Origin of the sequence: Streptomyces sp. NBC_00210 (assembly GCF_045160975.1) — a bacterium.
GTDB lineage: Bacteria > Actinomycetota > Actinomycetes > Streptomycetales > Streptomycetaceae > Streptomyces.
In genome coordinates, this window is sequence record NZ_CP108120.1 from 7,901,897 (window position 1) to 7,920,569 (window position 18,673).

The 18,673-nt window shown below is 69.5% G+C and carries 15 protein-coding genes and 1 pseudogene; 2 read left to right on the top strand and 14 right to left on the bottom strand.

All coding sequences use genetic code 11. The features are described 5' to 3' along the window. Positions 1 to 20: 20 nt before the first annotated feature. The 6 genes from OG729_RS35705 to OG729_RS35730 form a co-directional block, all read right to left on the bottom strand. Complete coding sequence (locus OG729_RS35705; protein WP_405810116.1) at positions 21 to 854, bottom strand: DUF4255 domain-containing protein; 834 nt, start codon at positions 852 to 854, stop codon at positions 21 to 23. A gap of 4 nt (positions 855 to 858) precedes the next feature. Further along, positions 859 to 1,578 (bottom strand): hypothetical protein, encoded by a 720-nt coding sequence (locus tag OG729_RS35710; protein WP_405810118.1) that lies wholly within the window; start codon positions 1,576 to 1,578, stop codon positions 859 to 861. Further along, positions 1,571 to 2,317 carry a hypothetical protein gene (locus OG729_RS35715; RefSeq protein ID WP_360877965.1) on the bottom strand — a complete coding sequence of 249 codons (747 nt, stop codon included), beginning with the start codon at positions 2,315 to 2,317 and terminating at the stop codon, positions 1,571 to 1,573. The genes OG729_RS35710 and OG729_RS35715 overlap by 8 nt, the downstream gene beginning before the upstream one ends. A gap of 29 nt (positions 2,318 to 2,346) precedes the next feature. After that, positions 2,347 to 2,871 (bottom strand): phage tail protein, encoded by a 525-nt coding sequence (locus OG729_RS35720; protein ID WP_360877968.1) that lies wholly within the window; start codon positions 2,869 to 2,871, stop codon positions 2,347 to 2,349. A gap of 28 nt (positions 2,872 to 2,899) precedes the next feature. Continuing rightward, a complete protein-coding gene (locus OG729_RS35725) occupies positions 2,900 to 4,750 on the bottom strand; it encodes a phage tail sheath family protein (RefSeq protein WP_405810120.1) in 1,851 nt (616 codons plus the stop codon). 494 nt (positions 4,751 to 5,244) lie between these two features. After that, a complete protein-coding gene (locus tag OG729_RS35730; RefSeq protein WP_405810122.1) occupies positions 5,245 to 6,771 on the bottom strand; it encodes an APC family permease in 1,527 nt (508 codons plus the stop codon). Between the two features lie 455 nt (positions 6,772 to 7,226). Between OG729_RS35730 and OG729_RS35735 the strand changes: the two genes are divergently transcribed. Beyond that, positions 7,227 to 8,687: a discoidin domain-containing protein gene (locus OG729_RS35735; protein WP_405810123.1), complete on the top strand. Its 1,461-nt coding sequence runs from the start codon at positions 7,227 to 7,229 to the stop codon at positions 8,685 to 8,687. 94 nt (positions 8,688 to 8,781) lie between these two features. On the opposite strand, the gene OG729_RS35740 is transcribed toward OG729_RS35735, so the two are convergent. The 4 genes from OG729_RS35740 to OG729_RS35755 all read right to left on the bottom strand — a co-directional run bounded on the left by OG729_RS35740 (position 8,782) and on the right by OG729_RS35755 (position 12,638). Then, positions 8,782 to 10,056, bottom strand: coding sequence for a globin domain-containing protein (locus OG729_RS35740; protein ID WP_405810124.1), 1,275 nt, complete (start codon positions 10,054 to 10,056; stop codon positions 8,782 to 8,784). Between the two features lie 233 nt (positions 10,057 to 10,289). Then, a complete protein-coding gene (locus OG729_RS35745; protein ID WP_405810126.1) occupies positions 10,290 to 11,072 on the bottom strand; it encodes a glucosamine-6-phosphate deaminase in 783 nt (260 codons plus the stop codon). 222 nt (positions 11,073 to 11,294) lie between these two features. Next, positions 11,295 to 11,933: a class F sortase gene (locus OG729_RS35750; RefSeq protein ID WP_360885014.1), complete on the bottom strand. Its 639-nt coding sequence runs from the start codon at positions 11,931 to 11,933 to the stop codon at positions 11,295 to 11,297. A gap of 84 nt (positions 11,934 to 12,017) precedes the next feature. Beyond that, positions 12,018 to 12,638, bottom strand: a complete 621-nt coding sequence (locus tag OG729_RS35755) for a hypothetical protein (protein ID WP_360885017.1) — start codon at positions 12,636 to 12,638, stop codon at positions 12,018 to 12,020. A gap of 314 nt (positions 12,639 to 12,952) precedes the next feature. Here OG729_RS35755 and OG729_RS35760 point away from each other — a divergent pair, with 314 nt between their 5' ends. After that, positions 12,953 to 14,941, top strand: coding sequence for a GTP-binding protein (locus OG729_RS35760; protein WP_405810127.1), 1,989 nt, complete (start codon positions 12,953 to 12,955; stop codon positions 14,939 to 14,941). Between the two features lie 74 nt (positions 14,942 to 15,015). On the opposite strand, the gene dhaM is transcribed toward OG729_RS35760, so the two are convergent. The 4 genes and pseudogenes from dhaM to OG729_RS35780 form a co-directional block, all read right to left on the bottom strand. Next, positions 15,016 to 15,423: a dihydroxyacetone kinase phosphoryl donor subunit DhaM gene (gene dhaM / locus OG729_RS35765; protein WP_405810129.1), complete on the bottom strand. Its 408-nt coding sequence runs from the start codon at positions 15,421 to 15,423 to the stop codon at positions 15,016 to 15,018. Continuing rightward, positions 15,420 to 16,025: a dihydroxyacetone kinase subunit DhaL gene (gene dhaL / locus OG729_RS35770; RefSeq protein WP_360885025.1), complete on the bottom strand. Its 606-nt coding sequence runs from the start codon at positions 16,023 to 16,025 to the stop codon at positions 15,420 to 15,422. Before dhaL ends, dhaM begins: the two co-directional genes overlap by 4 nt. A 55-nt stretch (positions 16,026 to 16,080) precedes the next feature. Next, positions 16,081 to 17,073, bottom strand: a complete 993-nt coding sequence (gene dhaK / locus OG729_RS35775) for a dihydroxyacetone kinase subunit DhaK (protein ID WP_360885028.1) — start codon at positions 17,071 to 17,073, stop codon at positions 16,081 to 16,083. 85 nt (positions 17,074 to 17,158) lie between these two features. Beyond that, positions 17,159 to 18,586 (bottom strand): annotated as a pseudogene (locus tag OG729_RS35780) (long-chain-fatty-acid--CoA ligase); the annotation flags it as partial. Between the last annotated feature and the right edge of the window lie 87 nt (positions 18,587 to 18,673).

An 18,673-nucleotide genomic window follows, 5' to 3' on the forward strand; every position in this document is an offset into this window, starting at 1 on the left:
CCCGTGTCGTGCACCGTGTCTCAGCTCTCCTTGTCGTCTGCGCCCGCTTCAGTGCCTTTACGGGCACGAGCGGGGGCGGCCCGTTTCGCGACGGGCTTCACCGCAGCCTTGGTGGCCTTCGCCGCGGCCCGTTTCCGCACAGGCACAGCGGCCTTGGGCTCCGCGTCAGGCGCAGGCTCCGGCTCGGTCGGCGGCTCGGGTTCGGACACCGGTGACCCACCCCCCGGCGGCACAGGCGCGCCCGGTGCCCCGAACGGCAGCACCTTCACCGTCCGCCGCTCCACGGGCTTCGCCGGGACCGGCTTCTCGCGGCCCTCGATCAGGACCAGCGCCGCCTGGTACGCCACCGACAGGGTGTACGGGGTCTGGTGGAGCATCCCCCAGAGCTTGGACGTCTCGTCGATGTCCATCACCGTCGGCGTGAAGCGCACCTTCTGCGGCGAGGCGGCCAGATCGCTCCCCGCCAGATACGGCCGCTGCGCCGCAAGCTCGATCAACTCCTCCGGCAGCACCGGGATTTCGTGCAGCGTTCGCACGACGCACCCGATCAGCCGCTGCCCGACCAGCTCTGCCTCCTCCCCGTACGCGCTGATCAGATAGTGCAGATCGAGCGGCGCCGCCGGGCGCTTGAGCAGCGTTCCGTCCGAGGCCCGCGTCGGCAGATCGGTATGGCGCATCGAGGCGTTCGGGGTCACCTGGTACAGAAAGACGTTGATGGTCGGCTCGGTCGGCGGCTCGGCCGGTGGCTTACGGGTCTCCACCCTGACCGCGATGTCCATCTCGGGGCTCAGGTTGCTTTCGATCAGCAGAGCGAGGGCCTGGGTGACCGTCGCGATGGCGAGTGCGTTGCTCATGACGTCAGTCCCTCTTCTCGCCGCGCGACAGATAGTCGTCCAGCGTCAGTGCGGGCGCGCGCCGGCCGGCATCAGTGCGGGCACTGTCGGCGCGGTCCGCACCGGGCGGCGGTGCCGCGCTCACCTCGAGTCGGCCGATCTGTACGTGTACGACACGCTCGGCGGGCCGCGGCGCGCGTCGGCCCACTCCGCTCAGCGCCGCCCCTCGTGCGGCGGCCGCATCCGCGCTGCGCGGCCCGGCCGGGGCGGCGGCCGCCCGGGGAGCGGGGCCGGTGGCCCGCGCCGCGACACGGGGCAGTGTCCGTGGCGCATCGGGAACCGCGGACGCAGCACCCCGCCGTGCCGGGTGCGGAACGTCGGGGGCAGCCGGACGCGGCCTCACACCGGCAGGCGGGGCCGGCCGCAGCAGTGGGCCCGGAACAGGCGCTGCCTGCGCCGCCCGCCCCTCGGGCTCACCCGCCGCGGCCGCCGCCTCGGTCCGTACGACGGTCTCGCGATCCGTCCGGACCTCGCGCTCGTGCCGTACCAACTCGGCCGGTCCGAAGGCAGGCTGGGGCGCGGACGGGATCAGCGCCGCCGGTTCGCCCGGCTCCGGCGGTCCGCTCCGCAGCGCCTCGACGCGCTCGAACGGGCCGGGCAGCCGCGGCCGCACCCGTACCGCGCCACCGCCGGTCGCCGGCACCGGCGTGTACCGGGCGAGCAACCGGTCGAAGTAGTCAGGCATCTGCGCACAGCTCCAGGTAGTAACGACGCCGCAGCGGGCTGAGCGCCAGAATTTCCGGCTCGCTCCACCCGTAGGCGGTGGCGAGCAGATGGACGTCGAGCATCAAGTCCCGTGCCCAGGTGTCCAGTTCGGTCCACAGATAGGAGGTGATGTCGAGCTCCGCCGGAGTGCTCTCACCGCATTCGGGACAGCCGACGTCGAGTGTCACATCGGCCGCCGGGTCGGCTTGCGCTGCCGCCTCGGCGAGCCGCTGCTCCACCCGCTCCGGCAGGAGAGCGGCCAGTTGCTCGGGGGCGACTGACTCCCCGCCCCGTACGGCCGAGACCGTGCAGCGCGCCACCAGCAGCCGACGGGCCTCGGCCGGATCCCGCACCGCGCCGGCCGCCGCGAGGTCGGCGACGGTGGGCAGCCGGAACTCGATCGCCCACTCGCCCTCTTCCACCCGCAGCGGCCGGTCCGGCGTCCGCTCCCCGGCGCCCAGCTGCGTCGCATCGAGGTCGAACTCCATGGCCTCGCCGCACGACGCGCACTCGAAGCGCACCTGCATCCGCTCGCCGAACAGCGCCCGGCGCAGCGCGAACAGATCCGACTCCCGTTCGCCGACGGGCATCGACAGCAGCTCGTCGGCGCCGGCTCCCGGGCGGGCCGCCCGGTGCAGCAGCAGCGACCTTCCCGAGTCGTGCTGCGCAAGCCCGGCCTCCCAGGTCGCGAGCAGCTCGGCCGGCCCCGTCGGCGTCATCCCTCATTCCTCCGGTGTACAGAGAGCGCTCAGGCGGGATGGGTGAAGGAGGGCTCGACGGGCTCCTCCACCTCGTAGTCCCGCTCCCAGCCCTCGCATTCGAGCTTGACGCTCTGGATGGCCACGGCGTTGGCGTTGGCGTCCAGCTCGCCGAGCACCTGGTACTCGCTCACCCAGGCCCGGTACAGCTTGTGCGAGACGGCCACCTGCCCGGCCTCGTTGAGGACCTGGATGATGATGTCCTTGCGGAAGTCCCGCAGTGACACCTCCGCGCCAAGGCCCGCGCCGACCTGCCAGACCTTGTTGGCCCAGCGGTCGAACTCCGGGTCGTGGGTGACGCCGCGTTCGAGCGTGACGCCCTCGAACTCGGAGCGGCCCGGCGATTTGCGTGGTGAGCTCGGGTCGCCGCCGTTGCGGTGCTTGACCACCTCGGTGGTGCGCTTGAGAGGACTGATCTTGCTGATGCCCGCGACCGTTCGACCGTCCCAGAGGACCAGGAACTTGAAATTCTTGTAGGGGTCGAAGCGATGGGCGTTTATCTGGAACTCAGCCATCGGTTTCCTTCGTGTTCCTTTTCCTTGGTTACGAGAGGTCGAACTGTCCGGCCAGCTGCTGGATCTTGACGATCACGAACTCCGCCGGCTTGACCGGCGCGATGCCGATCACGACATTGACCACTCCGGCGTCGATGTCGGCGTCGGTGGTGGTGTCCTTGTCGCACTTGACGAAGTACGCCTCGCGCGGCGTGCCGCCCTTGAACGCGCCCTGCCGGAAGAGGTCGTTGAGGTAGGCCGATGCCTTCAGCCGGATCTGCTGCCACAGCTGCTCGGTGTTGGGCTCGAAGACGACCCATTGCAGTCCGCGGTACAGGCTCTCCTCGACATGCAGCGCGAGACGGCGCACCGGCACGTACTTCCACTCGCTGTCGAGCGCGTCCGCGCCTTCGAGCGTGCGGGCGCCCCACACCAGCGGTCCCACCACCGGGAAAGTGCGCAGGCAGTTGATGCCCAGCGGATTGAGCAGCCCGTTCTCCCGGTCGGTGAGCTTGACCGTCAGCGAGCGCACACCGGCCAGCCGTGCCTCGGTGCCGGCGGGCGCCTTCCACACGCCGCGCTCGCCGTCGGTCCGGGCGATGACGCCGGCGATGGCGCCCGAGGGCGGGAAGGAACGAAGCCGCCCGGTCAGCGGGTCGGTGAGCTGCAGATGCGGGAAGTACAGGCCCGCGTGGTTGCTGCGTACGGGCTCGAACGCGCCGATTCCGGCACGCGCCGCGTCCACGCTGCCCCAGGTCGACGGCGAGTCGACGAGCAGGAAGATCCGCCGCTCGCGGCAGAGCTGCTCGGCCGCGGAGAGCACGGTGACCATGTCCTCGGCGGACTCGTACGCCGAAAGCTCGGGCAGGGACAGCAGGTTGACGTCGTCCACGTCGCGCAGCGCCTGGACGCCGGTCTTGCGCGCCTCGCTGCCGATGAGGTCGCGCGGTCCGGGCGGGTCGCCGTCCTTGCCGCCCTGGAGCGGAAAGACGGGCGGGTTGACCGAGGCCTCGAGACCCAGGTCGTTGGCGCACTCGCCGATGAAGCGCACCACGTCCTCGGGGTCCACGGACCCGGCGACGACCTGGAGACGGCGGCCGAAGGCGGTGACCTCGGCTCCGGCGAAGGCGTGCTTGCCGGGGGCGTCGGGCAGCGCGCGCAGCTTGCGCTCCAGCAGCAGGGCGAGTTCGGTGACATTTGCCGGCGGCTCGCCGTCGTGGTCGGGCTCGTAGAGCGTGAACTCCCGCTCCACGTCGCCGATCTTGACCTTCAACTCGACGTTCAGGTCGGGCAGTTCGGCCGCGAAGGGCTTGGAGACCGTGCCGGAGGGGTCGGGCCGGTCCTCGTCGAGCGCCTTGACCCGCACGAGCGAGGAGCCGGCGCCCACGACGGTCTCCACGAAGCGGCCGTGACCGGAGTGCATCGAAAGACAGGTGAAGGACTCCCGGGCGCCGCCGCGCGCGTCGAGGATGTGCAGGTTGAACGTCTTGTCCGGGGTCGGGGTGTCGTGGTCGACGGCCACCCGAAGGCCCGAGCCCCATACGCCGGGCTCCTTGGCGTGCACCTCGAGCACCGGGCACTCGCTGTGCCCCTCGGTGGAGTTGAGCGTGACGCACGCTTCCTCGCCGGTGCCGGCCTTGGCCACGCGCACGATCACCGCGACCGTGCCGCCGTTGCCGAAGAACTGGTGCACGGCGTAGCTGACAGCGCTCTGCGAGGTGAGTCCGCCGAAGCGGCGCTCGAAGTCGGCGAAGCTGGTGATCCGCACGGGTTGGTTGAGCGGACCCCGGCGGGTGTGCCCCACGAACGCGGTCACCGAGGTGGTGACGGAGGCGATGGTACGGCTGCTGCTGGGAAGTTCTTCGATGTAAACGCCGGGATAGCCCATGTGCGTCGGCATTCCCCCTCCATTCCCTTCGCGCACCAAGAGATGAGGAGGGGAGCTGAAGGACCCGCGCGCATGCGTGCAGTATGCATACGCGCTGTTCAATGCATTCCCCCGTCACACACCCCGTGCGATATCGGTCTCGCAGGGCCATCGGCATGTGCCTGTGCTTGTGGCTCCTGATGCATGAGTGCCTCTGGAGAGTCTGGTTCGAGTCTCAACGGTGGGTCAAGAGACCGATTGAGTCATCCGCCGATCATTGGCTGTGCAGGCGATCAAGGGCGATTTGGCGTGGTGAGAGAGATATCGCAGGCTGAATATGAAGAGGAATTCACAATCACTTCACAGGTTGATTCGATCCGGGGTGAGAAACAAGCCGAATGCAACTCGCCCCGGCGCGCCGCCTTGTGTCCCATTGGTGAAATATGGGAGCTCTGTTCGGCCGTCGAACCGGGGGCGGGTCACCGCAAGGAACCGGCAGGAAATGCCGGGAACCGGAAGGAAACGGCCTACTGGGGCGGGGACTTGGAGGCGGCGGGGGTGGCGGAGGCGGCTTCGACGGGTACGTCGGGGTGGCGGAACCAAGAGCCCTGCACCGCCCGCTGGATGAGCATCAGGATGGCTCCGATCGCCAGGGCGCCGATGCCGATGACGGACACGCCGCCGGTGTCGCCGATCCATGGCAGGTCGATGACCGTGCTGCCGTATTCGGGATCGGCGTAGACGCTGAAGGCCGCGTAGCAGAAGAAGTACAGCAGCATCAGGCCGCCGAGAGCCGGGAGTACGCCCTTCAGCCAGAAGTCGGCTGCACTGCGGGTGAGGACCTTGCGGAAGTACCACACGCAGGCGAAGCCGGTCAGTCCGTAGTAGAACGCGATGCCCAGACCGACCGACGCGATGGAGTCCTCCAGGACATTGCCGCTGATGGCCGTCAGTCCGGCGTAGAAGGCAATCGATGCCAGTCCCATGGCAACCGTCGACCAGGTCGGTGTCAGGAAGCGTGGGTGGACGCGGGCGAAGACGGCGGGGAGCGCCTTGTGCGTGGCCATCGAGAAGCTGGTGCGGGCTGTCGGCAGGATCGTCGTCTGCGTGGAGGCCGCCGCGGAGGTGAGCACCATCAGGACCAGCAGTTTCGACAGGAAGCCGCCGAATCCTTCCGTGCCGAACACTTCGTCTCCGAAGCTGCCCAGGACGTCGCCGGAATTGTCCGGGTTGGCCAGGCCGATGCCCTTCTCGCCGATACCGGCGAAGGCCTGGGCCGAGGTGGTCACCAGGAGGTAGATGAGGAGCAGCAGGACGGTGGAGATGACTGCGGCGCGGCCGGGGGTGCGCTCGCGGTCGGCGGTCTCCTCGTTGACGCTCACCGCGGTGTCCCAGCCCCAGTAGATGAAGACGGCCAGGAGGACGCCCTGGGTCAGGGCGCTGGCGGAGCCGATCTCGAAGGGGTTGAACCAGGCGGCGCTCACGTGCAGGGATTCCGGATGCGGGTTGTCGCCGTACACCTTCACCAGCGCCATGATGGACAGGATCGCGAGCAGGACGAGCTCGATGCTGAGCAGCCACTTCTGCAGGAAGGCGGAGATCTCGATGCCGATGTAGCAGATGGCCGTCATCACGGCGATCCAGATCACGCCCGCGAGCGCCGTCCAGCCGCGGCTGTCGGCAAGCCCGTCTGCTCCGACCAACTGGAATCCGTACTGGCCCGCGATCTGTGCCAGGTTTGCCATCACGATGATGTCGGCGATGATGATGCCCCAGCCACCCATCCATGCCGTGCGCGGTCCGAAGGCCCGCGCGGACCAGGTGAAGGTGGTGCCGCAGTCGGGGTCCACGGCGTTCATCGCCTTGTAGGCGTAGGCGATGAAGAGCATTGGGACGAATCCCAGGATCACCACGACCGGTGACTGGAGCCCGACGGCGAGGACGATGAAGCCGAGCGTGGCAGCCAGGCTGTATGCGGGGGCTGTGGAGGCCAGGCCGATGGCCACGGAGGAGACAAGGCCCAGTGCGCTGCCTTTGAGCCCCTTCTCGCCCACCGCGGAGGACTGTGGAGGAGGGGGGCCGGGGGCTGTTTGCATGAGACGCCCTTTCGCTGTCGGCCACGGGCAGCCTGTCGCCGGAGCGCGTACGCATGCACCGTATGTTTCCGGCATACACCCATTTCTTCCCGGGTGAAAGCCGAAACTCTTTCCTGCGGGCATTCGGCGCAGCAGAAGCCTCCCAGGGATTGACGGCGGACGGTGATTGGCAGCGGACGACGCGACCCGTTGACACGCTTGCGGTGCAGCGGTATCACGTCCCTAGCTCGATTGAGAGCGCTCTCAGGGCGCTCTCGAAACCCCCGGCCGACGATCCCGGATTCCGACCTGACGAGGCAGCCATGAGGTTATTCCCGCATGCCCGCAAAGCTCCTCCGTCACCACCCATAAGCCGTTTACGCGCCAGAATTCCGGCCGCGCTCACCGGTGTTCTCGCGCTGCTCGCCGCGTCGATGGCCGGCGCAACGGGAACGCATGCCGTTGCCCCGCCGCCGCCCGCGGGCTGGACCGAAGTGTTCCTCGACGACTTCACCGGGTCGGGCGGCCTCGGCGGCAACTGGATCTACCGCACCGGCCACCAGATCCCCGGCGGCCCCGCCAACTGGGGCACCGGGGAGGTCGAGGACAACACCACCAGCACGGCGAACGTCTTTCAGTCCGGCGGCAATCTGAACATCAGAGCACTGCGCGACGGCGCGGGCAACTGGACCTCGGGCCGTATCGAAACCGCCCGCGACGACTTCCAGGCCCCGGCCGGCGGAGTCCTCGCCTTCGAGGGCCGCATGCAACTGCCCAATGTCACCGCAGGCGCAGCCGTCGGCTACTGGCCTGCCTTCTGGGTGCTCGGCCAGCCGTACCGCGGCAATCTCTGGAACTGGCCCAGCGTCGGCGAGATGGACATCATGGAGAACGTGCAGGGCCTCAACACCGAATGGGGCACGATGCACTGCGGCACCAGCCCCGGCGGCGAGTGCAACGAGAAGGACGGCCGGAGCGCCAACACGCCCGGCGGAAGCCCCAGTCTGCAGACCGGCATGCACACCTACCGGGTCGAGTGGGACAAGAGCAGGTCCCCCAACGAGATCCGCTGGTACCTCGACGGGCGGCAGTTCCACGCGGTCAACCAGTCCCAGATCTCTTCCGGCACCTGGGCCGCCGCCTTCAATCACGGCTTCTACATGATCCTCAACCTCGCCATCGGCGGTGAGTTCCCGGCCAAGACGGGCGGCGGACCCACCGGCTCCACCGCCTCCGGCGGCACCCTGGTCGTCGACTATGTGCGGGTGCTGTCCAGGACCGGCGGCGGCAGCGACCCCGGCGATCCCGCTCCGCCCACCTGCGGCCCGCTGCTCTCCAAGAACAAGCCGGCCACCACGTCCAGCATCGAGAACGCGAGCCTCGGCCCGCAGTACGCCGTGGACGGGAACACCGGCACCCGTTGGTCGAGCGCGCATGTGGACACGGGCTGGCTGCAGGTGGACCTCGGCTCCGCGCAGCCCCTGACACGGGTCCGGCTGAACTGGGAGACGGCGTACTCCTCGCACTACCAGATCCAGCTGTCCACCAACGGTTCGAGCTGGAGCACTCCGGTCGACAGATTCGGCGACGGCGGAATCGACGACCTGGCCGTCAACGGGACCGCGCGCTATGTGCGGATGAACGGCCTGGCGCGGGGGACCGTGTACGGCCATTCCCTCTGGGAGATGGAAGTCTTCGGCGCCTGCCCGGGCGGTGGGGACCCCGGCCCCGGTGACCCCGATCCGCCGGGCACCACCACCTGGTCTCCGGGCGTCGCCTACACGGTGGGCCAGATGGTGCTCTACAACGGCGTCACCTACACCTGCCGTCAGGCCCACACCTCGATCGTCACGTGGGAGCCGCCGAACACTCCGGCGCTCTGGCTCGCCTCCTGAACCGGCCCGCCCCCACCCCGGGTCGGCAGCGGCACCCCTCTCCCCGGTGGTGCCGCTGCTGCGTCCGGGCGAGGAACCCTGCGGTGGCGGACTCTCAGAACCGGCCGGCCGTGCTCTGCGGCGAGGGCGCCTGCGCGTCGAGCGGTCGGGTACGGGCGTCCGGGTCGATCCAGTTCACCGGGTGGGGGTCGAGGAACGCCTCGGCGTGGGAGACATGTCCGCGCTGTGCGACGGAGGCGGGCAGCGGATCGCGGATCAGCGAGCCGGGCGGCAGTCCGCGGTCGTGGAGGAGCTCGGCCGTCTCCTGCACGAACTTCGCGGGACCGCAGAGATAGACGCTTTCGTCGGGCCAGTCCCGGCGCCCGCTCAGATGGGTGTGCAGACGTTCCGCGGCCCGCATCCGTCCCTCGCCCCGCTCCTGGTACCACCAGTAGGCGCTCAGATACGGGTGGGCCAGCAGGATGTCGTCGAGGGAGGCGCCGTCGTAGAAGTGCGCCTCGCCGCGGGCCACGACGTCGATACGGATGCGGGGCGCGGGCCTGCGGGCGAGTAACTCGTCGAGGACCGACTTGACCGGAGCCCAGCCCGTGCCGGCGGCGATCAGCGTGACCGCCGGGGTGCCGGGCGGCGGTGCGAGCGCGGAACCCGAGGCAGGGCCGAGCCGCAGTATCTGGCCGGGCACCGTGTGGTCGCAGAGCACATTGCTGAGCAGCCCCTCGTCGACGCGGCCGACATGGAACTCCAGCACACTGTCCCCGTCGGCCCGGCCCGCAAGCGAGTAGGGCCGCCACACACCCGGAAGCTCGGGGTGCTCGATCGTGGCGTACTGGCCGGGGAGCCACGGGTACGGGGCGGAGACGGCGGCTCGGACGACCGCGGTGTGATCGCCGTGCAGCCGGTGCGAGACGACGGTGGCATCCCAGGACGCGGGTTCGTGCGCGGCGAGGGACCGGTGGGCGCCGCCGGTCATGGCCTCGGCGGCGCTCCGGTAGACCCGCAGCCAGGCCGCCTCGGTCCGCTCGTCCCAGGAGTTCGGGCTGTGGAAGCGCAGCGCGGCGACAAGGCTTTCGCCCACCGCCGCGTAGTCCGCGTCCGCTATGCCGAACTTGCGGTGGTCTCGGCCCAGCCGGTCCAGATGGGCGGGGAGCCCGGGGTGGTCGAGATTGTGCACGACATGGACGAGGGCGGTGAACAGCCGCTCGTACTGGTCGTCCATCGCGGAGGGGAAGAGCGCGCGCAGCTGCGGATTGTGCCTGAACAGATGGGCGTAGAAGTACCGGACCACATGACCGGCCCGCCGTCGGACGCGCTCCAGACTCGCTCTGACCAGATGTATGTCGTCTGTGCCGTCATCTATGTCGTCGATCATGGCAATCCCCCGGGGGCTGCACGCCCGCGCACTAGTTAGTTGAATGCGCGTCAAGTGCTGAGCCAGCGCACCGTATCAACTCGTGGGCAGATATGAGCCGTTCGGCGCAAACTATGTCTCGACCGGGACATTCCCGTTCGCGGCCGGGACTGTCGCGACACCCCCTGGGTCCTTGTCCGGCCGATCTTGCCGGGCTGATCCGGCCGGATCCGGCCTGATCGAACGGACGTGACCTAGATGCCCTGCCAATCGGGCTTGGCGGCGTAGGTGGCCCGGAAGTAGTCGGCGAGTTTGAGGCGGGAGGCCGCGGCCTCGTCGACCACGACCGTCGCGTGGGGGTGGAGCTGCAGGGCGGACGCGGGCACCAGCGCGGACAGTGGGCCTTCGACGGCGAGCGCCACGGCGTCGGCCTTCGCCTCGCCGGTGGCCAGCAGGACCAGGTGGCGGGCCTCCAGGATGGTGCCGATGCCCTGTGTGATCACATGGTGCGGGACCTCGTCGAGCCCGTTGAAGAACCGGGCGTTGTCCTTGCGGGTCTGCTCGGTCAGGGTCTTGATCCGGGTGCGGGAGGCGAGCGACGAGCACGGCTCGTTGAAGCCGATGTGCCCGTCGGTGCCGATGCCGAGCAGCTGGAGGTCGACGCCGCCGGCCTCGGCCAGCGCACGGTCGTAGGCGAGACAGGCGGACTCGACGTCCTCGGCCGTGCCGTCGGGGCCCATGAAGGACACCTCGGCCAGGCCGAGAGGTTCGACTACCTCGCGCAGGACGACCGAGCGGTAGGACTCGGGGTGGCCGAAGGGCAGCCCGACGTACTCGTCGAGCTGGCATATACGGGCGTGGGATGCGTCGACCTCAAGGGCGCGGACCTTGGCTGCGAGCGCTTCGTAGACAGGCAGCGGGGTCGATCCCGTGGCAACGCCCAGCAGGGCGTCGGGCTTGCGTCGTAGCAGGTCGGCCAGTGTCTCGGCGATGAGCTCGCCACCGGCGGCGGAGTCCGGAACGATGACAACTTCCACGAAGATCCCTGTCTCTGAAGGCAACAAGTGGTGTAGACCAATGTACTCCGTGAGCAGGCATGCTGTCGCGCGAGGGGGTTGCGCGTGCATGAACTCTCGGGGTCGGCCGGACAGGGCCCAGTCCTCAGGCCGAGATCCTCAGGCAGTCCGTCTGGCTTCTGCGCGTCCGCCCCCAGCAATCACGTACACGCGACCGACAGGCCGCCTGCACTCCGTCGTCGCTCAAGGCCCGCGTACCTCGACCAACCGGGCGAACGCGACCACGTTCCCGTCATATCCGGTCTTCTTCGAAAAGCCGCCGCCGCAAGTGATGACCCGCAGCTCGGGGACCGGAGTGTCCTGATAGACGCGGGCTGCCGGGAAGTCCTTCTTGGCGAGCACCTCGATGCCGTAGACGGCGAACACCGCCGTGCGGCCGTCGGCGCGCAGGATCTCGATGCGAGCGCCACGCTCCAGCGCGCCGAGCGAGTAGAACACGGCGGGTCCCGCCTTGTTGTCGACATGGCCGACGACGACGGACGTGCCCCGTTCGCCGGGGCTGACCGCGCCCTTGAACCAGCCGGCGAGATTGCTGTAAGCGAGCGGCGGCGCCTCGACCCAGCCGTCGGCGTCGAGGCCGACCTCGATCAGCGGAGCGTCCACCGTGGCGGACGGGATGGCGATCCGCCGCGGCGGGGAATGGGGGAGCGGCTGCGGCGCGGGCGGCAGCGGGGCGGCGGCCGGGTGGTGACTCGTGACGGCGGAGCCGGGCTGGGGCGGGCCGCCGGTTGCCTCGGGAGTGCCGTTGCGTACGAAGAACACTCCGAGCAGCAGCACACAGGCGAGCGTGAACCAGGCACCGCGCCTGTCGGACGTGGGCATAGACCTTCCCTTGCGCTCCCTGTCATGGTGCTGCGCCGCGCCGGACCGCCCGGGGCCCGGCGCGGCGCAGCCGCTGTTGCACCGTCAGGCGTCGCTCCCGGCCCGGCGGCGCAGCAGCAGGAAGCCGCCGCCGAGCGCGCCGGCGATGAGGGTGGAGCCGACGCCGAGCTGCGTGGGGCTGAGCTCGGCGAAGCTGCCGCCGGCGCCGCCCTTGACGCCCCCGCCGGGCTTCCTCATGCCGTGCCCTGCGCTGGACCCCAGACCGGACCCGGTGTCGGACCCCAGACCGGCCCCGGCATCGGAGCTCGTACCGGTGCCCATGCCGGACCCGGCGTCGTAGCCCGTACCGGTGCCCATGCCTGCTTCCGCGTCGTAGCCCGTACCGGTCCCCGGACTTACCCCTGCGTCGGGTTTCATCAAGCCGGATCCGGCGTCGGACCCCAGGCCGGCCTCTGTGTCGGAGTCACCACTGGTGCTCGGGCCGGCCCCTGCGGCGGTGCCGGTCCCGGCCTCCACTTCGGCTGCGGGGTCGGAGCCCGCACCGGTACTTGGGTCGGCCGCGGCGTCGGAGCCCCCATCGGAGCTCGGGCTGACGGTGACGCCGAACGAAGTGGTGTTGTTCCCGTCGTCGGCGAGGGCGGCCGACGCGCCGAAGGCCAGCGCGGCGGTGCCGAGTGCAAGGGATGCGACACATATCGCACGCATGGTCAATTCTCCGTGTTCCCGAAGGGCAGCTGCGGAGATGTTCCGCGAAAGAGAATAGGTACCCCTCGATGAGTTCCGACGCTAGGAGGGGGGATGGGGCGCCGCATGCGGCCGTCGCGCACGCAACGCCGAACGAGTGACCGTGTCACTCAGGTGGGCCCAGAGGCACGAGCCGCCCCGTAATTCGGTTGTCCGCCGCAGCGCCGCCTGCTGTACTCCACGCATCAGCCGACCGACCACGGAGACGCACATGCTGGCGACGTTCATGTCCACCCAGAAGGTAATTTCCATCTGCCTAAAGGACATGACGCTTCGTGCACACGTTGAACCTTGGGATTCTGGCGCACATCGACGCCGGTAAGACGAGCCTGACCGAGCGGCTGCTCTACGCCGCCGGAGTCATCGACGAGATCGGCAGCGTCGACGACGGCAGTACCCAGACCGATTCCATGGCGCTGGAGCGACAGCGCGGCATCACCATCAAGTCCGCAGTCGTGTCGTTCGCCATCGATGACATGACGGTCAATCTGATCGACACTCCCGGCCACCCGGATTTCATCGCCGAGGTGGAACGGGTGCTGAGTGTGCTCGACGGCGCCGTGCTGGTCATCTCCGCCGTCGAGGGCGTCCAGCCGCAGACCCGCGTGCTGATGCGGACGCTCCAGCGGCTGCGCATCCCCACCCTCGTCTTTGTGAACAAGATCGACCGCCGCGGTGCGCAGTACGAACGCGTGCTGCGGAGCATCGCCGAGAAACTCACCCCGGCGGTGGTCCCGATGGGGTCGGCCGAGGGCCTGGGCTCCCGGGGCGCGTGCTTCACCCCGTATGCCGCCGGTGACGGTGACTTCGCTTCCCGGCTGGTCGACCTGCTCGCCGACCACGACGACGCGTTCATGGCCGCGTTCGTCGAGGACGAGAAGGCTCTCTCGTACGGCCGGCTCCGCGCCGAGCTTGCGGCGAAGACCCATCAGGCACTGGTGCATCCGGTGTTCTTCGGCTCGGCCATCACGGGCGCGGGCGTGGACTCGCTGATGGCAGGCATCAGGGAGCTGCTGCCCGCCGTCGAGGGTGATGCCGACGGCCCCGTCTCGGGCACGGTCTTCAAGGTCGAACGTGGTCCGGCCGGGGAGAAGATCGCGTACGCCCGGATGTTCTCGGGGACGGTACGGACCCGGGACCTGCTCCGGTTCGGCGAGGACGACGAGGGGAAGGTCACCGCGGTCAGCGTCTTCGACCGTGGCTCGGCCGTCCGGCGTGCGTCGCTCACCGGGGGGCGGATCGGCAGGCTCTGGGGCCTCGCCGGCATCCGGATCGGCGATGTGATCGGCACACCACGGGCGTCTGCCGCACAGCGCGCGCACTTCGCACCGCCGACGCTGGAAACAGTCGTCGTTCCGTGCCGCCGAGCCGACAGAGGCGCGCTGTACGCAGCCCTCACCCAGCTGGCCGAACAGGACCCGCTGATCAATCTGCGGCAGGACGAAATCCGGCAGGAAGTCGCCGTCTCGCTCTACGGCGAGGTGCAGAAGGAAGTCATTCAGGCGACGCTGGCGAACGAATTCGGCGTTGACGTCACCTTCCGCGAGACCACGACCATCTGCATCGAACGGCTGGTCGGCACCGGTGCCGCCGTCGAGATCATCGACAAGGATCCCAATCCGTTTCTCGCCACGGTAGGACTGCGCGTCGAGCCGGCGCCGATCAACACCGGCGTGGAATTCCGGCTGGGGATCGAACTCGGCTCACTGCCGTTCGCATTCATCAAGGCGGTCGAGGAGACCGTGCGGCAGACGCTGCGGCAAGGGATCCACGGCTGGCAGGTCCCCGACTGCACCGTTACCCTGACCCGCTCCGGCTACTGGCCGCGGCAGAGCCACGCGCACGCCGTCTTCGACAAGAGCATGTCGAGCACCGCCGGGGACTTCCGCAACCTGACGCCGCTGGTGCTGATGGATGCGCTGCGGCAGGCCGGCACCAGGGTGTACGAGCCGATGCACCGGTTTCTGCTCGACATCCCCGCGGACACCTTCGGGGCGGTGCTGCCCGTACTGGCACGGCTGCGCGCCGTGCCGCAAGCACCCGTGATGCGGGGTTCGTCGTATCTGCTCGAGGGCGACATCCCGGCGGCCCGGGTGCACGATCTCGAGCAGCAGCTGCCGACGCTGACCAGTGGTGAGGGAGTGCTGGAATGCGCCTTCGACCACTACCAGCCGGTCCAGGACACGATCCCGACCCGTCCGCGGACTGACCACAATCCGCTCAGCCGGAAGGAGTACCTGCTGCACGTCGTACGGCGCGTCTAGCGCCGCGTGCGGAACGGCTGCCGCGTGGGAACGGCGCCCGGCGTGGGAACGGAGCCCCGCGTGGGAACGGCGCATCACACCTTTCGGTAGTCGTACGCCTCCGAGGCGGCGGCCTGCACCGCGTCCAGGTCGCCGCCCGCCGACGCGGTCACCACCGCGGCCACCGCCCCCTCCACCAACGGCGCGTCCACCAAGCGGGTCCCGTCCGGGAGTTCGTCGCCCTCGGCCAGCAGCGACTTCACTGTCAGCACGGCGCTGCCCAGATCGACGAGGACGGCGATTCCCGCCCCTCTGTCGACCGAGGCCGCGGCAGCCGCAACCAGCTCCGAGCTGGTGCCGAAGCGGCCGTCCGCCGTGCCGCCCGCCGGGGCGATGGGCACGGTCGTGCCGCCCGCGAGAGCCTTCGCGAGCTCGACGACCGCCGCTGCCACCTCCTTGCTGTGCGAGACCAGCACGATGCCGACCTGCTTGGCGTCGTTCATGCCGCCACCTCCGCCAGCGCCGACATCAGCAGGGCGGAAGAGGTCGCGCCGGGGTCCTGGTGCCCGATGCTGCGCTCGCCCAGGTAGCTGGCCCTGCCCTTGCGGGCCTGCAGGGGCACGGTCGCCAGCGCGCCCTGCTCGGCCGCGTCCCGCGCCGCCGCGAACGACCCCGTGTCGTCGCCGAGGGCTTCGACCGCCGGTTCCAGCGCGTCCAGCATCGTCTTGTCCCCGGCCTTGGCCCCGCCGAGCTGCGCCACCGCCGCCACACCCGTGCGCAGCGCATCGGCCAGCTGCCCGGGCGTCACCTCGGCGTCCTCGCCCAGCGCCTTGCCCGTACGGCGCAGCAGCGTCCCGTACAGCGGGCCGGAAGCGCCGCCCACGGTCGAGATCAACTGCCGCCCCGCCAGGGTCAGCACGGCCCCGGGTGTCTGCGGTGCCTCTTTGGCCAGTACCGCCGTCACCGCCGTGAACCCGCGCCGGAGATTGATGCCGTGGTCGGCGTCGCCGATCGCCGAGTCCAGCTCGGTGAGATGGTCGGCCTCACGATCCACCAGGGCCGCAGCTGTCGTCAGCCAGCGGCGGAAGAAGTCGGCGTCCAGCACATGAGCTCCCGGAGGTGAGTCGGTGGCGTCGTCGGTCCAGGTCTGCGGCCCCGATTCAGCGGCCCCAGCGGAGCCCGGGGGTCTGCACCGGCGCGTCCCACAACCGCAGCAGCTCCTCGTCGACCTGGCAGAGGGTCACCGAGCAGCCCGCCATGTCGAGCGAGGTCACGTAGTTCCCGACGAGGGTACGGGCGACGGCCACTCCGCGCTCGCTCAGTACCCGTTGCACCTCGGCATTGAAGCCGTACAGCTCCAGCAGCGGGGTCGCCCCCATGCCGTTGACGAGCGCGATCACCGGGCCCGAAGGCGTCAGATCCTCCAGCACGGCATGGACGGCGAAGTCCGCGATCTCCCTCGACGTCATCATCGGGCGCCGCTCACGGCCCGGCTCTCCGTGAATGCCGATGCCCAGTTCCAGCTCGCCCGACGGAAGGTCGAAGGTAGGACTGCCCTTGGCGGGTGTGGTGCTGGCGCTCAGGGCGACGCCGAAGCTCCGGGAGTTCTCGTTCACCTGGCGGGCGATCGCCTCGACCCGCTCCAGCGGCGCGCCCTCCTCCGCGGCCGCTCCGGCGATCTTCTCCACGAACAGGGTCGCGCCGGTGCCGCGCCGGCCCGCCGTATAGAGGCTGTCGATCACCGCCACATCGTCATTGACCAGCACTTTTGCCAGGCGTACGCCCTCGTCCTCGGCGAGCTCGGCGGCCATGTCGAAGTTGAGGACGTCGCCGGTGTAGTTCTTGACGATGAACAGCACGCCCTCGCCGCTGTCGACGGCGGCGGCTGCACGCGCCATCTGATCGGGCACGGGGCTGGTGAAGACTTCACCCGGGCAGGCTGCTGAGAGCATCCCGGGCCCGACGAATCCGCCGTGCAGCGGCTCGTGGCCCGAGCCGCCTCCGGAGACGAGCCCCACCTTCCCGGCGACGGGCGCGTCACCTCGCACGATCACCCGGTTCTCCACGTCCACATTCAATTCGGGGTGCGCGGCCGCCATACCGCGGAGCGCGTCGGCGACAACGGTCTCGGGCACATTGATGAGCATCCTCATGGCTACCTCCTGGTGCGACGAGCAGCTTGGGCCTTGGACTCAGACTCCGGCGCCAGCGGTGTCGAAGCAAGCGGAGCTCGCCGTGTCAGCGACTGAACCGGGCAGCCAACTCGCGTTTTAGGACTTTTCCGCTGGGACCGAGCGGGAAGGCGTCCACGAACTCCACCACACGCGGATATTTGTACCCGGCGAGTCTCCCCTTGGCCCAGGCCACGATCTCTTCCGCCAGCGCCGCACCGGGCTGGGCGCACGGCCGTACGGAGACGACGGCGCAGACCTCCTCGCCGTGGAGCTCGTGCGGAACGCCGATGACCGCGACCTGTGCGATCGCCGGGTGGCGCATCAGCACCTCCTCCACCTCGCGCGGATACACGTTGTAACCGCCGCGGACCACCATGTCCTTCTTCCGGTCGACGAGGGAGAGATAGCCGTCGGCGTCCTTCACACCGAGATCGCCCGAGCGGAACCAGCCGTCGACCATCACCTCGGCGGTGGCCTCGGGCCGGCCCAGGTACCCGGCCATCACGTTGTGGCCGCGGATGACGATCTCGCCCAGCTCACCGACGGGAAGCAGTTCGATCCGGCCCTCCACCTCGGCCCTGGCGATCTCCACATCAACGCCCCAGATCGGCCGCCCCACCGTGCCGGGCCTGCACGGCCAGGCCTTCTGGTTGTACGCCACCACCGGCGAGGTCTCCGTGAGGCCGTAGCCCTCGTAGATCCGGCAGCCGAAGGTCTCCTCGAAGTCCTCGAGCACCTTCACCGGCAGCGCCGAGCCGCCGGAGAACGCGCGGTCCAGGCGTGGGCGGTGCCGCGCCTGCGCCGCGGCCGCGAGCAGTGCGATGTACATCGTCGGAACACCCATGAAGACCGTGCAGACGCTGTGCACCATGAGGTCGAGCGCGCCCGGCCCGTCGAACCGCTCCATGAGGACCAGCGTCGCGCCGGCCCTGAAGCACGTGGCCATTCCGCAGATCTGGCCGAAGGTGTGGAACAGCGGCAGAGCGCCGAGCAGGACATCGTCCGGCCTCAGGTCGAACGGGGAGAGCATGGTGGTGCTGACGTTCATCACGATGTTGAGATGGGTGAGCATCGCCCCCTTGGGCCGGCCCGTGGTGCCCGAGGTGTAGAGGACCACCGCGATGTCGTCCGGCGTGCGCGGCATCAGACGGTCGATGGGTGTGCTGTCCCGGGCGAGCGCGTCGATGCGGGGACAGCCGCTGTTCTCGTCCTCCTCCATCACCGTGAGCAGCGGCACCCCGGCCAACTCCGCGCCCTTGGCGCCCTCGTCCAGCAAGGGCCCGGCGCACACCAGCGCCTTCGCCTCGGAGTCGGTAAGGACGTAGGAGATCTCCTCCGCCTTCAGCAGTGCGTGCACGGGCACCACCACCGCACCGAGGGCGAGCGCGCCGAAGTAGATCTTGGGGAAGTGCGGCGTATTGGGGAGCAGCAGCGCGATACGGTCACCCGGCCCGAAGCCGTGGGCACGCAGCACCGCCGCATACTGCCTGGCTTCGTGCGACGTCAGTTTCGGTGGTGACCCGCCGCGCCAATGAGTGCGGCGCCGCACAAGTGCGACGCCGTATCTGGAAAGGGCAGT

Coding starts and splice junctions, on each gene's coding strand:
- OG729_RS35705 (WP_405810116.1), bottom strand. CDS start 854: ATGAGCAACGCACTCGCCATCGCGACGGTCACCCAGGCCCTCGCTCTG.
- OG729_RS35710 (WP_405810118.1), bottom strand. CDS start 1,578: ATGCCTGACTACTTCGACCGGTTGCTCGCCCGGTACACGCCGGTGCCG.
- OG729_RS35715 (WP_360877965.1), bottom strand. CDS start 2,317: ATGACGCCGACGGGGCCGGCCGAGCTGCTCGCGACCTGGGAGGCCGGG.
- OG729_RS35720 (WP_360877968.1), bottom strand. CDS start 2,871: ATGGCTGAGTTCCAGATAAACGCCCATCGCTTCGACCCCTACAAGAAT.
- OG729_RS35725 (WP_405810120.1), bottom strand. CDS start 4,750: ATGCCGACGCACATGGGCTATCCCGGCGTTTACATCGAAGAACTTCCC.
- OG729_RS35735 (WP_405810123.1), top strand. CDS start 7,227: ATGGCCGGCGCAACGGGAACGCATGCCGTTGCCCCGCCGCCGCCCGCG.
- OG729_RS35740 (WP_405810124.1), bottom strand. CDS start 10,056: ATGATCGACGACATAGATGACGGCACAGACGACATACATCTGGTCAGA.
- OG729_RS35750 (WP_360885014.1), bottom strand. CDS start 11,933: ATGCCCACGTCCGACAGGCGCGGTGCCTGGTTCACGCTCGCCTGTGTG.
- OG729_RS35755 (WP_360885017.1), bottom strand. CDS start 12,638: ATGCGTGCGATATGTGTCGCATCCCTTGCACTCGGCACCGCCGCGCTG.
- dhaM (WP_405810129.1), bottom strand. CDS start 15,423: ATGAACGACGCCAAGCAGGTCGGCATCGTGCTGGTCTCGCACAGCAAG.
- dhaK (WP_360885028.1), bottom strand. CDS start 17,073: ATGAGGATGCTCATCAATGTGCCCGAGACCGTTGTCGCCGACGCGCTC.